This window comes from Flavobacterium sp. K5-23, from assembly GCF_023278045.1.
Taxonomy (GTDB): Bacteria; Bacteroidota; Bacteroidia; order Flavobacteriales; family Flavobacteriaceae; genus Flavobacterium.
The window spans coordinates 2,302,004-2,320,430 of the sequence record NZ_CP056783.1 but is presented as its reverse complement, the minus strand read 5'-3'; the positions used below and the strand labels follow the sequence as shown (position 1 = coordinate 2,320,430).

At 31.7% G+C, this 18,427-nt stretch carries 16 protein-coding genes; 5 read left to right on the top strand and 11 right to left on the bottom strand.

Annotated elements, in window-relative coordinates; translation table 11 throughout:
* Positions 1–13 precede the first annotated feature (13 nt).
* From FLAK523_RS10155 to FLAK523_RS10145, 3 genes are all read left to right on the top strand, one after another.
* Positions 14–1,318, top strand: a complete 1,305-nt coding sequence (locus tag FLAK523_RS10155; RefSeq protein ID WP_248903072.1) for an amidohydrolase family protein — start codon at positions 14–16, stop codon at positions 1,316–1,318.
* Positions 1,319–1,326: 8 nt separating this feature from the next.
* Positions 1,327–1,704 (top strand): PH domain-containing protein, encoded by a 378-nt coding sequence (locus FLAK523_RS10150; RefSeq protein ID WP_248903070.1) that lies wholly within the window; start codon positions 1,327–1,329, stop codon positions 1,702–1,704.
* 232 nt (positions 1,705–1,936) lie between these two features.
* A complete protein-coding gene (locus FLAK523_RS10145) occupies positions 1,937–3,250 on the top strand; it encodes an ammonium transporter (RefSeq protein ID WP_248903068.1) in 1,314 nt (437 codons plus the stop codon).
* A 308-nt stretch (positions 3,251–3,558) separates the two neighbouring features.
* Here FLAK523_RS10145 and FLAK523_RS10140 read toward each other — a convergent pair whose 3' ends face one another.
* The 3 genes from FLAK523_RS10140 to FLAK523_RS10130 are packed head-to-tail and all read right to left on the bottom strand — an operon-like array spanning position 3,559 to position 8,266.
* On the bottom strand, positions 3,559–5,610 hold the full coding sequence (locus tag FLAK523_RS10140) for a cytochrome c biogenesis protein CcdA (RefSeq protein WP_248903066.1): 2,052 nt from the start codon (positions 5,608–5,610) through the stop codon (positions 3,559–3,561).
* Entirely contained in the window at positions 5,610–6,932 is a 1,323-nt protein-coding gene (tilS, locus tag FLAK523_RS10135; RefSeq protein WP_248903064.1) for a tRNA lysidine(34) synthetase TilS, read from the bottom strand. Before tilS ends, FLAK523_RS10140 begins: the two co-directional genes overlap by 1 nt.
* Before the next feature lie 47 nt (positions 6,933–6,979).
* Entirely contained in the window at positions 6,980–8,266 is a 1,287-nt protein-coding gene (locus FLAK523_RS10130; protein ID WP_248903062.1) for an anthranilate synthase component I family protein, read from the bottom strand.
* Between the two features lie 460 nt (positions 8,267–8,726).
* Here FLAK523_RS10130 and FLAK523_RS10125 point away from each other — a divergent pair, with 460 nt between their 5' ends.
* Positions 8,727–9,104, top strand: a complete 378-nt coding sequence (locus FLAK523_RS10125; RefSeq protein WP_248903060.1) for a DoxX family membrane protein — start codon at positions 8,727–8,729, stop codon at positions 9,102–9,104.
* A 74-nt stretch (positions 9,105–9,178) separates the two neighbouring features.
* Here the strand turns inward: FLAK523_RS10125 and lpdA are convergent, their stop codons facing one another.
* Positions 9,179–10,582, bottom strand: a complete 1,404-nt coding sequence (gene lpdA / locus FLAK523_RS10120; RefSeq protein ID WP_248903059.1) for a dihydrolipoyl dehydrogenase — start codon at positions 10,580–10,582, stop codon at positions 9,179–9,181.
* A 148-nt stretch (positions 10,583–10,730) separates the two neighbouring features.
* The gene (locus FLAK523_RS10115) at positions 10,731–11,189 is read right to left on the bottom strand and encodes an Lrp/AsnC family transcriptional regulator (RefSeq protein WP_248903057.1); all 459 of its coding nucleotides are present in this window, start codon (positions 11,187–11,189) and stop codon (positions 10,731–10,733) included.
* Positions 11,190–11,444: 255 nt separating this feature from the next.
* Here FLAK523_RS10115 and FLAK523_RS10110 point away from each other — a divergent pair, with 255 nt between their 5' ends.
* Positions 11,445–12,644 carry an aminotransferase class I/II-fold pyridoxal phosphate-dependent enzyme gene (locus FLAK523_RS10110; protein WP_248903056.1) on the top strand — a complete coding sequence of 400 codons (1,200 nt, stop codon included), beginning with the start codon at positions 11,445–11,447 and terminating at the stop codon, positions 12,642–12,644.
* A gap of 98 nt (positions 12,645–12,742) precedes the next feature.
* On the opposite strand, the gene FLAK523_RS10105 is transcribed toward FLAK523_RS10110, so the two are convergent.
* The 6 genes from FLAK523_RS10105 to FLAK523_RS10080 all read right to left on the bottom strand — a co-directional run bounded on the left by FLAK523_RS10105 (position 12,743) and on the right by FLAK523_RS10080 (position 18,351).
* Positions 12,743–13,294 carry a biliverdin-producing heme oxygenase gene (locus FLAK523_RS10105; protein WP_248903054.1) on the bottom strand — a complete coding sequence of 184 codons (552 nt, stop codon included), beginning with the start codon at positions 13,292–13,294 and terminating at the stop codon, positions 12,743–12,745.
* 2 nt (positions 13,295–13,296) lie between these two features.
* Entirely contained in the window at positions 13,297–13,992 is a 696-nt protein-coding gene (locus FLAK523_RS10100; RefSeq protein ID WP_248903051.1) for a hypothetical protein, read from the bottom strand.
* Entirely contained in the window at positions 13,985–15,619 is a 1,635-nt protein-coding gene (locus FLAK523_RS10095; protein WP_248903049.1) for a hybrid sensor histidine kinase/response regulator, read from the bottom strand. Before FLAK523_RS10095 ends, FLAK523_RS10100 begins: the two co-directional genes overlap by 8 nt.
* On the bottom strand, positions 15,619–16,938 hold the full coding sequence (locus FLAK523_RS10090; protein WP_248903047.1) for a B12-binding domain-containing protein: 1,320 nt from the start codon (positions 16,936–16,938) through the stop codon (positions 15,619–15,621). The genes FLAK523_RS10095 and FLAK523_RS10090 overlap by 1 nt, the downstream gene beginning before the upstream one ends.
* A gap of 420 nt (positions 16,939–17,358) precedes the next feature.
* Positions 17,359–17,886 carry a PaaI family thioesterase gene (locus FLAK523_RS10085; RefSeq protein WP_248903045.1) on the bottom strand — a complete coding sequence of 176 codons (528 nt, stop codon included), beginning with the start codon at positions 17,884–17,886 and terminating at the stop codon, positions 17,359–17,361.
* Positions 17,887–17,958: 72 nt separating this feature from the next.
* Positions 17,959–18,351, bottom strand: a complete 393-nt coding sequence (locus FLAK523_RS10080; protein WP_248903043.1) for an ACT domain-containing protein — start codon at positions 18,349–18,351, stop codon at positions 17,959–17,961.
* Between the last annotated feature and the right edge of the window lie 76 nt (positions 18,352–18,427).

Sequence of the window (18,427 nt, the reverse complement as noted above, 5' to 3'; positions counted from 1 at the left end):
AAAAAATCAACTCATGAGAAAAAATATATCTCTATTGCTTTTTCTATTTGTCATTACGACAAATACAAACGCACAACATAGTCCAGCTAAAAAACAAACCAAGTCTATTCTAATATTAAATGCTACAGCCCATTTAGGGAATGGTAAAATAATAGAAAATAGCGCCATAGGTTTTAAAGATGGAAAAATAGTTCTAGTAGCAGATTCAAAACTAATACGATTAGCGAAAGACGCTTATGAAGTAACAATCGACGCTTCAGGAAAACATGTTTATCCCGGTTTCATTGCTCCTAATTCAACATTAGGACTTGTAGAAATTGACGCAGTAAAATCATCTGATGATGAAAGCGAAATTGGTGATCTTAACCCAAACGTAAGAAGTATCATAGCCTATAACGCAGATTCTAAAGTAATCGAAACCGTACGTCCTAATGGTATTTTGATGGCTCAAATTACTCCTAGAGGCGGTAGAATTTCTGGAACATCTTCTATAGTTCAACTTGATGCCTGGAATTATAATGACGCTCTTATTAAAGAAAATGATGGTATTCATTTAGACTTCCCTACCATTTATAGAAAAGGAGGATCTAAGTTTGAACCAGGAAGCATTTCTGTAAATAAAGACTATATCAAACAAATTAATGAAGTTTCGGTTTTCTTGAAAAATTCAAAAGCATATAATTCATCTGAAGCTAAAGAACGTAATCTAGTTTTAGAATCTACTAAAGGTTTATTTGACGGTACTCAAACTTTGTTTATACATGCCAATTCAGAAAAACAAATAATTGACGGAATTCAGTTAGCTAAAGATAATGAAATTAAAAAAGTAGTTATTGTGGGTGGTTTTGAAGCCTATAAATCAGCCGACTTACTAAAAGAGAACGGAATAGGGGTTTTATTGAGACGTGTTCATGATTTACCTGAAAGAGACGATCAAGATGTAGATTTACCATACAAAATGGCAAAAATACTTACTGATAAAGGAGTTGTTGTAGGTCTTGAAAACAGTGGAGATATGGAACGTATGAACACTAGAAACCTACCTTTTCTTGCTGGAACTTGTGCGGCTTACGGCTTAGACAAAGAACAAGCGTTACAATTAATTACATCTAATACGGCAAAATTATTAAGTATCGATGACTTATGCGGTACTCTAGAAGAAGGTAAAGATGCTACTTTATTTATTTCGGAGGGTGATGCTTTAGATATGAGAACTAATAAATTGACAGCTGCTTTTATTCAAGGAAGGACTTTAAATCTTGAAACGCATCAAACTGAACTTTATAAAAAATACAAAGAAAAATACAATCAGAAATAGATAACTGTATGGGAATATTTAATGCAATATTAGGCAATGCTTCAGAAGTTAGCATAGAAAAAGTTTCAAAAGAATTTGAACCTATATTAATTGATGGAGAATTAATTGAAAAGGCCTATAAAGTAATAAGAGACATGTTTATATTTACTAATAAACGTCTAATACTTGTAGAAAAGCAAGGAGTGACTGGTTCGAAAGTTGATTATCAATCAATCCCATATTCAAGTATCAAGAAATTTTCAAAAGAAAGTGGTGGGATTTTAGATTTGGATGCTGAATTAAAAATTTGGATAACAGGAGAAACCACACCAATTAAAAAACAATTTGGAAAAGACAATAACATCAATGAAGTCTATAAAATATTAAGTCAACATATTTTGAAATAATATAATCTTATTAGATTTAAACATAAACTGTGTCAATTGCAACAAAAGCAATTGGCACTTTTTTTTTAAAATATAAATTCTCAAATTAATAATTTTATTTGTTTTTAATAACACACCCGTAATTTAATAGGGGTCTAATTGCTAAATTTACAAAAATTTAAAATTGAAGTTTACTTTAATAGGGGTGCATTGTGTAAATATATATTTTTACGAAAATTAAAACTAAAAAACAATGCGAAAAATTATTTTGAGTGTGATTTTGATCACCATTTTGGTATTAACCTTATTTTCAACTTTTATACTAACTGCACATCCGAATCCTACAAAAGAAGTCGCTTTTGACACGGGAGACACTGCTTGGATGATTGTCGCAACCGCTCTTGTATTGATTATGACACCTGGGTTAGGTTTCTTTTATGGAGGTATGGTAGGTAAAAAGAATGTCATCAGTACTATGCTGCAAAGTTTTATGGCTATGATAATTGTAACTGTGCTATGGGTAGTTGTTGCATTTGGGCTTTCTTTCGGAACTTCTATAGGAGGAATTATTGGTGACCCCACTTCTAACTTGTTTTTTCAAGGCGTAGGCACAAAAACAGCTTGGGGATTAGCCCCAACAATTCCATTTATGTTATTTGCTTTATTTCAAGCTAAATTCGCAATCATTACCCCTGCATTAATTACAGGAGCATTTGCTGAAAGAATCCGTTTCTGGGCTTATTTATTGTTTATGGTTTTATTTATATTATTAATTTACTCTCCTTTATGTCACATGACTTGGCATCCAGATGGATTGTTCTTTAAAATGGGAGTATTGGATTTTGCCGGTGGAACTGTTGTACACATGAGTGCGGGATGGGCTGCTTTAGCTGGAGCTATGTTTTTAGGAAAAAGAAAAATCCAAAAAGTAAATCCTGCGAGAATCACCTATGTATTACTTGGAACAGGCTTACTATGGTTTGGGTGGTTTGGTTTTAATGCAGGATCAGCTATGGGAGCCAATGGGCTGGCTGTTCAAGCACTAGGAACAACTACAGTTGCAGCCGCAGCAGCTGGAATGGCTTGGGTGTTCCTTGATAAAATATTAGGTCATAAACTATCTGCAATGGGAGCTTGTATAGGAGCAGTTGTAGGATTAGTGGCAATTACACCCGCAGCAGGTTTCGTAAGTATTCCACATGCTATTTTCATAGGAATCTTCAGTAGCATCGTAAGCAATCTTGTTGTGAGTAAATTTCCAAAAGGAAAAATTGATGATGCCTTAGATGTATTTGCTTGTCACGGTGTAGGAGGAATGACTGGAATGCTGTTGACAGGAGTATTTGCTTCTAGCTCTGTAAATTCAGCAGTAACTGATCAAGGACTTGTTTTTGGTGAAACAACTTTATTCCTGAATCAATTAACAGCATTGGTAATTGTATCCATTTTTGCTTTTACAGCGTCATACTTCCTTTTCTTTATAGTAAACAAAATAACTCCATTACGAGTAAGCGAAGACAAAGAAGAACTAGGTTTAGATATTTCTCAACACGGAGAGTTCTTGTAAACAATTAACATCAATACCCTTAAACGCCCTGAAATTATTTTTCAGGGTGTTTTTTTTGGCATTATATCGAAAACTTAAAATAGGATTGAGCACATTAAAAAAAGCCAGCAATAAACAATCAATACTTATATCATGTAACATATTAACTGAGCTAATCTGACACTTACAATTCTAGTTCAAACTAATAATGCCCACTTTTTTCATTGATAAAATCATTCGAAGTAAAACAAAAAAAATCCTGTCCAAAAAGGAACAGGATAGTTTTTGAGATTTCTTAATACGTTTTTAAAACATACAAAAAAGAAATCTTATTTTTTGAATTTAGAAACTCCCTCTTTCAACCAAGACTCGTATTCTTGAACACCTACATAACTAATTGTTGGTTTAGTTTCATTAAGGTTATTTCCTTCTAAGTCTGTAATTACATACAACGGCTGAGTATTTGTTTTGTATTTTGATATCATAAATTCAGTCCACTTATCCCCTACTGTTTCAATTTCAGAACCCGTAATTTTAGACACAAACTGTTCGCTCTTAGGCAATTCTCTTTTATCATCAACATATAAAGAAATAAGTACTACTTCGTTATTTAATATGGGTAATATATTGGCTTCTGACCAAACATTATTTTCCATTTTTCGACAATTCACACAAGCATGGCCAGTGAAATCCAGCATAATTGGCTTGTTTACTGTTTTAGCATAAGCTAATCCTTTCTCATAATCATCAAAAACCACAATCCCATGAGGACCACTTTTAGCACCATCAGGTAAGACTGCAGCTACAGTATTTCCACGAGAACCTCCCACGCCATAAGGACTTTCACTGTACTCCATAGGAGGTGGAAAAGCACTGATTATTTTCAAAGGCGCTCCCCAAAGACCAGGAATTAAATATATTGTAAAGGTTAAAACCAATAGTCCCATCATTAAACGTCCCACAGATATATGAGACATTGGACTGTCATGAGGCAAAGTAATTTTCCCGAATAAATAAAGAGCCAAAGTTCCAAAAATAGCAATCCATATAGCTAAGAATACTTCTCTTTCTAATAAATGCAATTGCAATACTAAATCGGCATTCGATAAAAATTTAAAAGCCAAAGCCAGTTCAAGAAATCCTAAAACCACTTTCACGGTATTCAACCATCCACCAGATCTTGGCAAAGAATGCAACCATCCCGGGAACATGGCAAATAACATAAATGGTAAGGCTAGAGCCAATGAAAAACCAAGCATTCCAATAACTGGCGCGATTCCTCCTTTGGAAGCTGCTTCCACTAATAATGTCCCTACAATAGGTCCTGTGCAAGAGAAAGAGACGATTGCCAAAGCCAAAGCCATAAACAATATCCCTATAATTCCACCTTTATCCGCTTGATTGTCTACTTTATTTGCCCAAGAATTAGGCAACATAATTTCGAATGCTCCCAGAAATGAAGCAGCAAAAACCACTAATAAAATGAAGAATATAATATTAAACCAAACATTCGTAGATAAAGCATTCAAGGCACCTGCACCAAAAACCCAAGTAACTATAAATCCTAGCATTACATAGATAACAATAATCGAAATTCCGTATATGAAAGCGTTTCTAATTCCCTTTGCTTTATTTTTGCTTTGCTTTGTAAAAAAGCTCACAGTCATAGGAATCATAGGAAACACACATGGCGTAAGTAAGGCTGCAAATCCAGATAGAAAAGCAATAAAAAAGATAGACCACAATCCTCTTTGCGAACCTTCTGTTGAAGCCTCAACAGCAACTTCTTTATCATCAGCAGTAACTAATCCTTGACTAACACCTAAAGTAGGAACTAGAGCGTCAACTTTTGTTGTGTCTGTTTTTCCTTCTACTTCAGCAATTGCGGTTTCTGTTTCAACTTTAACCACTGGAGCAGTGCTTAGAGTTTTAAATGCAGGAATAGAGAAAGTGATTTTTTTCTCCACATTGATACAAACTTCTTTACAAACCTGATAGTTCAACTCCACCTCAACTTTTGAAATTGCTGGGTTTGTAATTGTAATTTCCTGACGTATTTGAGCCTTTTTTTCAAAAAACGTTTCGTTTACCTCAAAAATATCATTGTAAGCTGTTCTCGTTTTACTCTCTTTGGCTTTACCATTAAGAGTGAAATTTCCTTTTTGATTTTTAAAAACAACCTCTAAGGCTAATGGCCCTCCGTCAGGAGTGAACTGCGAATACAAATGCCAATCCTTTTCTATAACGGCATCAAAAACTAGGATATACGTATTGTCTGATTTTTTTTCAATCTTGGTAGTCCATTTGGCAGGATCAAGTATTTGAGAGTTGACATTGGCAAAAGCCAAAAAAGCGAGTAGTAAAAAAATAAACTTCTTCATTATTCTAATTGTATTTTTAATATGTTTTTTGTTGTGTTTTTTGTTGTGTTTTCTATTCTAAATCGGTTATCCTGTCTGAGCCCAACTACCCAAACAATTGTATTATTGGAACATAAAATCCAAACGTTTTCTTTTTCTAATAGAGATAATTTCTCATCTTTGAAAAGTTTGCTCAGTTTTTTAGATTTTCCTTCCATTCCAAAAGGTTGAAAATAATCACCTTCATTCCAGCGACGCAAAACTAATGGAAATTCCAACTTATCTTCATCGACAAATATAGTTGTATTTGCAGTTAATGAAATGTCAGATACCTTACTTAATATAAGTTTTAAGGGAATATTAACTTCTGTAACTTCTTTTTCAATAAAATATTCCGATTGCTCCTCTTCAAAATTTATCGGGCTCAAGATTATGAATTCTCTGTCTTTCAGTAATCTGAATTCTGCCGAAAACACTTGCTTGCCAGACTGACTTTCGACCAAATTATAAATATCATCCCAAGCTGAAAAACCAAATTCCTTCAACCATTGGTATAAATAAGATTCATAATTAGGCAATCTTATCAATTGATTTAGGTCAAAATAAATTGCTTCCCCTTCTTGTTTTGCTACCTGCTGATACACCATAATTGAGGCATCCTCTACCATAGCTTGAGATTCCTGAAGGTACGATTGGGTTTTCTGGAAAGAATCTATAAACTGCGGATTGAGTTCTTTTAATAAAGGAACTAAGTCGTGCCGAATTTTATTTCGTAAATATTTATCGGAGGCGTTACTGCTGTCTTCTCTCCACTCTATATTATTCTCCTCAGCATAATTTGCAATATCATAACGAGAAAAAGGCAATAAGGGTCGGATGATTTTATCATTTTGTTCAGGAATTCCAAGCAATCCTTCTAAACCAGTTCCCCGACTTAAATTAATAAGAAAGGTTTCGATATTGTCATCTGCGTGATGTGCTGTGAGTACATAATCATAATTTTCAGTTTCAAGAAGCTCGTAAAACCAGTTGTATCGTAAATCACGTGCGGCAACTTGGGTGGAAAGTTTATAATCATTGGCGAAAGCCTGAGTATCAAATTGGGTAACAAAAAGCGGAATGTCATTTGTTTCAGCATATTCCTGAACAAAATTCTGATCCCCAAAACTCTCCAGCCCACGAAGTTGAAAATTACAATGGGCAAGCGCCATTTCGCAATTCAAACTCTGGAACAAGTGCACCATAACCATACTGTCAAGGCCACCGCTAGTCGCTAAAAGGAGTTTTTTTCCATTTAGAAACGAAAAATTATTGGAAATATGATTTTCGAATTTAGTTTGCATCCTTCAAAAATAAAGATTAAAATTTAATATCGAATTATGAATTCAAATTAACTCAAAACGACTTGCATTGCTTTTGCTTTAAGCAAACATTCTTCATATTCCTTTTCAGGAATAGATTGAGCCGTTATGGCACTTCCTACTGAAAACGAAACATACTTATTCTCTTCATTATACAATATACTACGGATAACGACATTAAAATCAAAATCACCATTAGGAGTAAAGTAGCCCACTGCCCCACTGTACAAGCCACGTTTTGTTTCTTCCAGTTCTTCAATGATTTTCATTGCCGATATTTTAGGAGCACCGGTCATACTTCCCATTGGAAAAGTGGATCTTAAAACATCTGTAACTGAATATTGGGTATCTAATTTTGCTGTTATGGTAGAAATCATTTGATGCACCTGCATAAAAGAATAAATTCCGCATAGCTCAGATACTGTAACCGACCCTTTTTGTGCAATACGGGACAAGTCATTCCTGACTAAATCAGTAATCATTATGTTTTCGGCACGTTCTTTTGGGTCTGAAGCCAATAATTTCTTAGCTTCTTCATCTTCAATTGCATCCTCAAATCGTTTTGCAGTTCCTTTAATAGGTTGTGAAATCAATAATTCACCTTCTTTTTTTAGATAACGCTCCGGTGTTGCAGAAAGTAAAAAATGTTTATTATTTTTTAAAAATACTGCAAAAGGAGGTCTTGAAATTTCATTGAGCTTAAGAAACTTATCCAATGGATTGATGATTGTATCCTCGGCATAAAATTCCATACAAAAATTTGCCTCATAAATATCCCCACGATGAATGTGATCTAGCATTTTAGTCACTTTATCAAGATAAAGCTCCTTTGAAATTCTATTCTTTATAGCAATGGAAGATTGTTGAAAGTCAGAATTTGTTTTTTGCTTTAGAATATCCTCAAAATCCTCTTCTAATTCATCATCACACATATTGAGATACTGAATTTCGAGTTGGTTCCCTTTTAATAATAATATTTTTTTGGGTTGAAAGAAAAATAAATCAGGAAAATACAGTCCGTCAAAATTATTGGAATTCAAAACTTCTAAATCATTTTTCAAATCATAAGCCAAATAACCAAAAAGCCAATCTTTAGTAATTTGCTGGTATTGTTTTAAGTCTTCAAATGCATTATGGTAGTCGGTTTTTATAGAAGTAAAAGCATCTACGGCTAGAATACAATCGTAATTTGAATATTCCTGCGGGTAATCATTACTATCCAAAAAAATAATTTCACGGTACTGTTGTGACCAATATAATAGCTGGTCTTTAAACAATTTTGGCTCTGAAATTTGCTTGTAAACGGAAGTTCTCAAAAATAAAGTTTCTTTAAAATTCAAAATTACGATAAAAAAAAACCTTAAATATTCGAATATCAGAAAATTAGTCTATTTTTTTTGTAAATTTACAATAAGGTATTGAGTTTAACAGTCTTAATCGAATTGAAATAAAACTGGAAATATAAATACATTAAGAAAAAACGTATGAGCATTTTTATAAAATGGAGAACGTTTTAAAGGCTTTACCAAAAAATAAATATAAAATACACACTGAAGTGATACTGGGAATTAATGTAGAAGTAGAGAAAAAGTAGAAGAACTAGTAAAAAGTAAGTGAAGAAAGGTGTCGTTTTTTAAATAAAACCACAAGAATGTAGATGGATTTACACACCTCGTTTTGCCAATTTAAAAAAAGCTACGAGAATTTATTGCCAGAGTTAACGTGAAATTCCATAATAATTCATTTTAATCATTTAACCAATAATCCTATTATACTATGAAAATCGCAACCCTCATTATCCGAACCATGCTTGGTCTTTTGTTTCTTTATACTTCCGTTAGTTATTTCTTTCACCTAGCGCCAGAACCAGCAACAACAGGAGAATTCAAGGCATTTCAAGTTGGCTTAGTAGCTTCTACTTATTTGCTACCGTTAGCAAAAGCAATTGAGTTACTATGTGGTCTTTCCTTTGTCACTGGAAAATACATGACTTTAGCGAATCTTATGATTTTTCCGGTTACTTTGAATATTTTATTGATTAACTATTTCTTGACACCAGACAACCTACCTATTGCCATATTTGTATTCGTAGGTAATATCTTTTTAATCTTCACTCATTGGGAAAACTACAAAGGTCTTTTCAAAGCAGAATAATCAAATGTTTTATAAAAACAGAAACCCGTTCAAATTGAACGGGTTTCTGTTTTATTATAATAAAGTATATTTAACTATACGTGTAATGCTCTATTGTCAGTAGCTGCTAATGCCGCTTCTTTTATCGCTTCCGCAAATGTAGGATGTGCGTGTGACATTCTAGAAATATCTTCAGCAGATGCTTTGAATTCCATTGCAACAACTGCTTCAGCAATTAAATCCGCAGTTCTGGCTCCAATCATATGAACTCCAAGAACCTCATCGGTTTTTGCGTCAGCAAGGATTTTTACAAAACCATCTAAATCTCCACTTGCTCTAGCACGACCTAAAGCTTTGAAAGGAAAACTTCCCACTTTATATTCTGTTCCAGAAGCTTTTAATTGCTCTTCTGTTTGCCCTACTGCAGCCACTTCTGGCCAAGTATAAACAACTCCAGGAATCAAGTTATAATCGATATGTGGTTTTTGTCCCGCTAAGATTTCAGCAACCATAGTTCCTTCTTCTTCCGCTTTGTGTGCTAACATTGCTCCACGAACTACATCGCCAATTGCATAAATATTAGAAGCCGAAGTTTGCAAATGATCGTTTACTTCTACTTGTCCTCTATCAGATATTTTTACTCCAGCTTTATCTGCATTCAATCCGTCAGTGTATGGACGACGCCCTACAGAAACTAATGCATAATCTCCTTCAAGAGTGATTGTTTCTCCTTTTGCGTTTTCAGCCTGAACTGTAACTGCATCTCCGTTTCTTTCAACCGACTGTACTTTATGAGAAACATAGAATTTCATTCCTTGTTTCTTCAATACTTTAGTCAATTCTTTAGACAATGAACTGTCCATTCCAGGAATGATACGATCCATAAATTCCACTACAGATACTTGCGCACCTAAACGTAGATATACTTGTCCTAATTCAATTCCAATTACACCTCCACCAATAATAACAAGGTGCTTAGGCACTTCTTTCAAGCTTAATGCTTCAGTTGAAGTGATAATTCTGTCTTTGTCAATTTTGATAAAAGGCAATGAAGAAGGCTTAGAACCTGTTGCAATAATGATATTTTTACCTTCAATAGTTTCAGTTGTTCCATCTTCTTTTGCAATAGCAACGTGAGTTGCATCTACAAACGAACCTAAACCATTGAAAACAGTTACTTTATTTTTATCCATTAAGTAATTGATTCCACCTGAAGTTTGATCCACAACTGCTTTCTTACGAGCAATCATTTTCTCTAAGTTAACTTTTACTTCACCAGTAACTTCAATTCCGTGATCAGCAAAATGTTTAATTTCAGCAAAATGGTGAGAAGAGGACAACAATGCTTTAGATGGAATACATCCTACATTAAGACATGTTCCTCCTAGAGTTGAATATTTTTCGATAATTGCTGTTTTGAAACCCAGTTGTGCACAACGAATAGCTGATACATATCCTCCTGGTCCTGAACCAATAATGACTACGTCAAATGAACTCATAGTATATTTTTTATGTGTATATTATTTTCGAAGCACAAAATTAAGGAATTAAGTTTTGTTTAAAGTTTAAAGTTCAGGTTTTTTTGTTACGAATTTCGCTATGCTATACATACTCTACCTGCAATTTTAGCATTTATGTCAATTTTTTCTATACTTCCAGAACTGTAGTGTTTTTAACTTCATTAATCATAAAGGTACTTTGAGTACTTCCAATGTGTTGTAAGGTGGTCAATTTAGTAACCAGGAATTCTCTATAAGCCTCCATATCTTTTACCACAATCTTCAGGATATAATCATAATCACCGCTTACGTGGTGGCATTCTAAAACTTCTTTTAGCTTGACTACCTCGCTTTCAAAATTGGTCAAAAATTCTCTAGTGTGCTGAATCAGTTTTAAATGACAGAAAACCACAAACCCTTTCTCTACTTTTGATTTGTTGAGCAACACTACATATTTATCAATAATCCCTTCTCGTTCCAACTTTTTAACACGTTCATAAACTGCAGTAACCGAAAGATTTAACTTTAAAGAAAGTTCTTTTGTGGTTTTCTTACTATCGGTTTGTAATAATAATAACAGTTTTTTATCGATGGCATCTAAGGTCATAATAGTCGTTTTTTTGGCGAAAGCATTAAAATTTTGATAAAAATAGATAAAAAATCTACATAATTATGATATCAAAGATAAATAAACTGAGTTTTAATCATATCATTGACAATAAACTCTAAATACGCTTACTTTACAATACATCTCATTAGAGATTCTTATGAAATTATAACAACCCAAATTTTATACTGGCTTAAAGCCAATATTAAACGATTTGACAATAAAATAATTAACTAACAATAAACCAACATTAAAATGAAATTCAATCCCGCAGACAATATTCAAGACTTACAGTATTTTGGTGAATTTGGTGGTGTAAACCCATCTATTTCAGACTCATCAACTTATACTTTCCTTTCGGCAAAAACGATGTTTGATACCTTTGAAGGAAATATGGAAGGTTGTTACTTGTATTCTCGTCACTCCTCTCCTAGTAATTTATATTTAGACCAAGCACTTGCTGCTATGGAAGGAACAGAAACTGCTAATGTATCAGCATCTGGTATGGGAGCTATCACACCTACATTACTACAATTGTGTGGTGCAGGTGATCATATTGTTTCCAGTAGAACGATCTACGGCGGAACATATGCTTTCTTGAAAAATTTTGCACCAAGATTAGGTGTAAAAACAACTTTTGTAGACATCACAAAACTTGACGTAGTGGAAGCTGCTATCACGGCTGACACAAAAGTGCTATACTGTGAAACAGTAAGTAATCCATTGCTTGAAGTGGCTGATATTGCTGGTCTATCTAAAATAGCAAAAAAACACAATCTGAAATTGGTTGTTGATAATACATTCTCACCGTTATCAGTTACTCCAATAAAATTGGGAGCTGATATCGTGATTCATAGTTTAACAAAATACATCAACGGAAGTAGTGATACTGTAGGTGGTGTAACTTGTGCGTCACAAGAATTTATCAATGACTTGAAAAATGTAAATAGTGGTGCCAGTATGTTATTAGGACCTACGATGGACAGTATGCGTTCAGCAAGTGTGATGAAAAATTTACGTACGCTACACCTTAGAATCAAACAACACAGTTATAATGCTGCTTATCTAGCAGAGCGTTTTGAAAAGGACGGACTAAAAACAGTTTACCCAGGTTTAGCAAGTCATCCAAGTCATAAATTATATGCTTCAATGATAAATCCAGAATATGGTTTTGGAGGTATGATGACTGTCGATGCAGGTTCTTTAGCGAAAGCCAATGAATTAATGGAATTGATGCAAAAACGTAATTTGGGTTACTTAGCGGTAAGCTTAGGTTTCTACAAGACTTTGTTTAGTGCTCCGGGAAGTTCAACTTCAAGCGAAATTCCTATGGAAGAACAAGTAGAAATGGGATTAACTGATGGATTAATTCGTTTCTCTATAGGTTTAGACAACAATATCGAAAGAACATACGAAATGATGAAGGCTTGTATGCTGGAAATTGGAGTACTATAAAAATTATAGGTTAATTTGAAAAAATCCGTTTAAGATTTCTCTTAAACGGATTTTTTTTAAATTCTAGAAAAAATGGTTTTTAAATCTTTAAAAATCATTTATTCTTTAAACAATTCAATTAAGGTTGAAAAGGTCAAATTTGCACTTTTTACAACTTCTTCATGATTAAGGGCGTCTTGTGTAGATGTCAATTGATTAATAAATGTTAGCCATAAATTTCTAGTTTCATCCCCAAATCCATTATAGTATGAATGCTTTAATTCTGGCAGTGATACATTTAATTTTGGAATAATATATTGTCCTCCTAATGTAGAGCCTTCGATTACATACAATACACCAAAAAAATCTTCGGCCGTATTTATTTCTATATATCTTTTAGGTAAATTAGTTTTAACAATATTTAATTCTACAATATCAGCTTCAAGAAAATCACATTTAAGTCGGTTATCTAAGTCGGTTATAAGTTTATGCTGATTATTAAATTTCACTAATTGAGTTTCAATTTCTTGATGAAAATGATAAAATTTTTCTATAATTATGGAATAATAATCTACCGTTAAATTTGGATCCATTACTCTTTTTAACATCGAATTACGTTCAACATTACGATGTAGTAAGGTTGTTTCTTTTTTTAATTTTTCGTGTATCATAATTAAATTATATATGCAGGTCCAAAGTGATATAATTTTAAATAATCATCAACCCACAGAGTGTCAGTTGTCAAAATTCTTTTAGCCGGTGAATTTAAATAATGGTGAATTTTATATTTTTTTATCTTTTCATGTTCCGGCCCTGAAGAGATATTTTTATATTTTAAGTTCAATTCATCGCCATATAACTTTAAGTATTCTTTAAACATTTTTTTCATTTCACCTAGTTTATCTTTGGTTGAATTTCCATAAATAGTATGTGGCCCCATTATATCAATATACCAATCCGGAATTTCTTTGTTAAGAGGAAAAATCTTTAACTTTTCCTCTTGTAACTTTCTAAATTGATTCGAAATATTTTTTTTTGCGTTTTCAACATAAACAACATCTAAAACCAACAGATGTATTTTTTCAGCAATTACTACCCATTCAACAGCAAATATGGGTAAGTTAATCGTGTCATTAATAGGGTAGATAATAAGTGTCGTTATTCCTAAATTACTACCGTAAATGGATGTGTACTTAATATTAATTTTTTTTAGCTCATCAATATAACCACAACCTTCTAATAAAAGAGGCTTTGAATTACTACCCAAAATTTTCCTTTGAAAATCCACTGGCCAAGTTTCAATTTCCAAATTAAAGCTTGATAATTCTTTTAAAACTTCCTCTTTTGTCCATTCTAAAAATTTATCCATTTAAAACTAATTTAAGAAGTGATTCAATTATTTGATCTTTTTTAATAGGTTTAACAAGCACGTCATTCATTCCTGCTGCTATCAATTCATTTTTTACTTCAACTTCTGACAAACCGGTTAATCCAAATATAGGTAATTCATATTGAGAATATTTTTTTCTAATTTCAAGAGTAGCTTCTATACCATTCATAATAGGCATTAAATAGTCCATTAATATAAAATCTATTTTATCTCTTTTATTAATAATTTCAATAGCTTCAAGTCCATTGCAAGCAATAAGCACCTCACAATTTTGATTCAAGAAAATTCTTTCTTCCAATTTTCTCATTAAATTATCATCATCAACAATTAAAACTACTTTTCCATTTAAACAATCGTAACTATTTCCTTCGTAAACTTTTTCAATTACCGTATTATTATTAAGCTGCTCATCTTTAAAAGGAATTGTAAACCAAAATACAGATCCAACTCCAACTTCACTTTTTACCCCACATTCACCTCCATGCGCCTTAACAATTTTTTCTACTATTGACAATCCTAACCCCGTACTTTTCTCATTAGCCGTCGACTTTACACTTGTAATAGTAAAGGCATTAAATATGTTTTTTAATTCAGACGAAGGAATACCTTGGCCCTGGTCAATAACTTCAATTAATATTTCATTCTCATTCATAATACAATTTATATCAACATTAGTAATAGAATGTGAATATTTTATAGCATTTGAAATTAAATTATTCAATATTTGAAGAATTTTATTAGAATCTACATCAATAATAAAAGATTTCATAACACTATGAAAATCTAATTTTATCTCCTTCTTTAAAGCAATAAAATTATTAGATTCAATACTTGCTTTTATAATCTCAATTAAATCAACCTTTGATATATTTAAATCTAATTTACCAGATTCAATTTTACTTACATCCAAAAAATCATTTACAATACTCAACATCATTAAACTTGATTTATGAATATCTGTCAATATCTGTTCCTTTTCACCTTCTTTTATTGTACTTGATTCATTCAGAAGAATCTCACTATAATTTTGAATAAAAGAAAGTGGATTTCTAAGATCATGAGCTGCCATTCCTAAAAAATTATTTTTCAAAATATCTAATTCTTCCAGTTTGCTATTAGCTGTATCTAATAAGTTATTTTTTCTGATGAGTTCCCTTTGAAGATTTGCCATCTCATTATTTAACTTTGTCAACTCATCAAATGATTTATTGGTCTTTTTTATTGATTGGTCTTTTTTATTATCATTTTTTAATAACAAACGAATGTTATTTGCTTGTTCATTATTTATCAACATTAAGTCCTCGTAAAATTTACGTGTACTCCTATTTTCTGTAGAACCTATAATAGTTAGGGTATCATTATCATTTTTTATCCCTGCTATATAATAGGTGTGATACTCGTTGTTTATAAATTCAAAATTAACTTCCCATCCAATAGCACTTCTTTTATCATTTAATTCTTTTAAAAAGGAAAAAAATTTGCCCATGCTTGATTTCTCTACTAAAGTCAAAAAAGATTTGTCTAGAACTAAAATACCAACACCATCATGAATGATTTCTTTTATTACGCCGTATTGTGTACAATATGTAGAAAATCCGTTTTTCATTAAATAGCTTTTAATAATTTAATTGCTGTATTATGAACATCAATCGCTGATTTTGAAAATCCATCAGCACCTATTTTTATCCATAAATTTTCATCAATATGAAAAGGATATCCACCAACTAAAATTTTTACTTCTCGTGATGATTTTTCTCTTATTTCCTGGATTAATTCTTTGGCATTTTTAACATGTGGAACCATCGTTACCGAAATCGCAAGGATATCAACCTTATATTCTTCAATAGCTTCTATAATAGCAATAATCGGTGTGTTTGCGCCTAAATAGTATGTATTCCAGCCTTCCATTTCTAAGAAATCTGCAACAATTCTCACTCCAATTTCGTGTAATTCGTCACCTACACATGTCGCAACAATATTTTTATTTAGACTATTCTCTTTAAAGATTTTAGGATATAATTGAGACATAATCATTTGGGTTGTCGCTGTACAATAATGTTCTTGTGCAACCGAAATTTCGTTTTTTTCCCAAAGCCGCCCTATTTCGTATTGAGATTCTTGAAAAATTTTCAAATAAATAGTTTTAATATCCATTCCATCATCTAATAATTTATGAATCAAAATACCCGCTTTTTGTCGTTCTCCTTTTAGAAGTAATTTCAAATATTCACTATGTATTGGCTCAGTAAAATCATTCATCAAAATATCATTATTTTTTTGTTTTAATAGAGAACTTATCCCCTCATTAATAAAAATATCATAAACAAAAGGTTCTTCTATTAATTGAATATTCATAAAAATTTTAATGGTATTTAAAAATCTAACTAAGCTAATTGTTTCGACTTTTAACGAAGAAAGCACTGAATTAACCCAACTACAATATGCTACAAATATTTCTAAGCTTTCATTTTCTTTAGATTCATATATAAAATCAATATGTTTCTGTCCGTCATTTTTCATGCTATTTAAATACTGAGGAATCGCACTTTTATCAATTTTAGAAAACAACTTAATATGCCAATTCGTAATATTATTTATAAGAGTCTCTTCTCTATTTATATACTCCCCAACGGATAATACCGTAACATTTGCGGCTAAGACTGCAAGTTTTGCAAGATCTGGATGTGTTACTTTTAAGTTTAGTTCTAAATTCAAAAATAAAGAGGAATGCACATTTTTATCAAAATTAAGAGCTTGAAAAATAGATTCAATCCACAGACTTCCAACTGTAATTAATACTTTGTCTTTTGTTTGCAATAATTCTAATGCAAAATAAATATCAAATTTACATTGCTCTTCTTTTGAAACATCAAATAAAAAAATATTTTGTAATGAACTATACGTTGTGTTTACTACTTCTTCCATATTTAAATTAATTCAAGATGAAATTATATTTTAGTCCTTTTAAGTATTCAATTATGTGATAATTTTAAACTTTTTATAAAATTCTAAATTAATAAAAAACAACAACAAAACATAATAAATTTGATTATTTAATTCATAATATTATTCCCTTAAATATAGATGTAATGCTGTTTTTTAAATTAAATAATTTATTTATTTATACACTATAAAAAATTCTATTCTGATTTTTTATAGTTATACTTTTCTGCTGACAATAAAAGATGATAGACTACTTAGAAACAAGTAGAAATGGGATTAACTGATGGATTAATTCGTTTCTCTATAGGTTTAGACAACAATATCGAAAGAACATACGAAATGATGAAGGCTTGTATGCTGGAAATTGGAGTACTATAAAAATTATAGATTAAATTAAAACTACTATTGTCGGTTTTTTAATTTCTTTTTTTCGATGTAAAATGATTTAACAGCGATATAAATCGTCTTCTTAACTTCACAGTATGTTACGGTACGATCTAGATTGGTGAGCTTTGTAATTGTAGTGATTTCAATTTCGTTTTCACTCTCCACTCTCGCTTTAATTTCGTCTATTTCACTCATTGTATAAACGAAGTCCGCAAACAAATTTTCTTTGGCTGGTTTCTTAAAATAGATTTCTGCTGCTTTATCCCAAACAACAAAATCATTCCCTAATAAATTCATCAACTGAATCATAGGTATAGGATCAACCGCCGAAAACATACTTCCTCCAAAAATGGAGTTTACGTAGTTCTTGTTTTTATAACTTATAGGAAGTTTAACTGTTACATTCAATAAATCCTCTGAAATATCGATTATCTTGGCTGTACTTCTTCTATACATAGGCGAATAGTTAAACCCGTATTTAAAGAGTTTACTTTTCCCAACAAACTTAGACCCTAATTCTGCAATTGTTTTATATACTGACATTGGTTAATTATTATTTTTAGCATTAGATGCTTTATGATTACGCTTAAAAGTTTACAAAGCTATTCTTTTTATTTATTTCGAAAAATCATTTAGAACTTCCATTGCTTTTTCAGTATCTTTTATGTCAACAAAAATATGATCGTGATAAAAAGCGGCAACAACATTACAACTAATACCATTTTCTGACAATGCTTTTGAAAATGCTGCCGTAAGTCCTACTGCCTCTAATGAAGAATGAATTGTTAATGTAATCCAAGAAGCAACATAAGAATAGTCTAAATTTAGTTTTTCTGCAATTTCTTTTTCCGCAATAACCGTAATCCCTTCTTCCTCTTTGAAAGTCATTACAATGTCATTCAAAGTGATTTTTTCTAAATTCTCAACTTTACAAAACACATATTTACCGATATTCAGTTTTGGGTTCATCGTTTTTAAAAGTAATTCTAAATTCTTTTCTCCGTTCATTTTTTAGTAATGTGTTTAAGTATTTCAAAAGTGGAAACTATTGTACAGCTTCTTTCTTATACGTTGATTTATATTC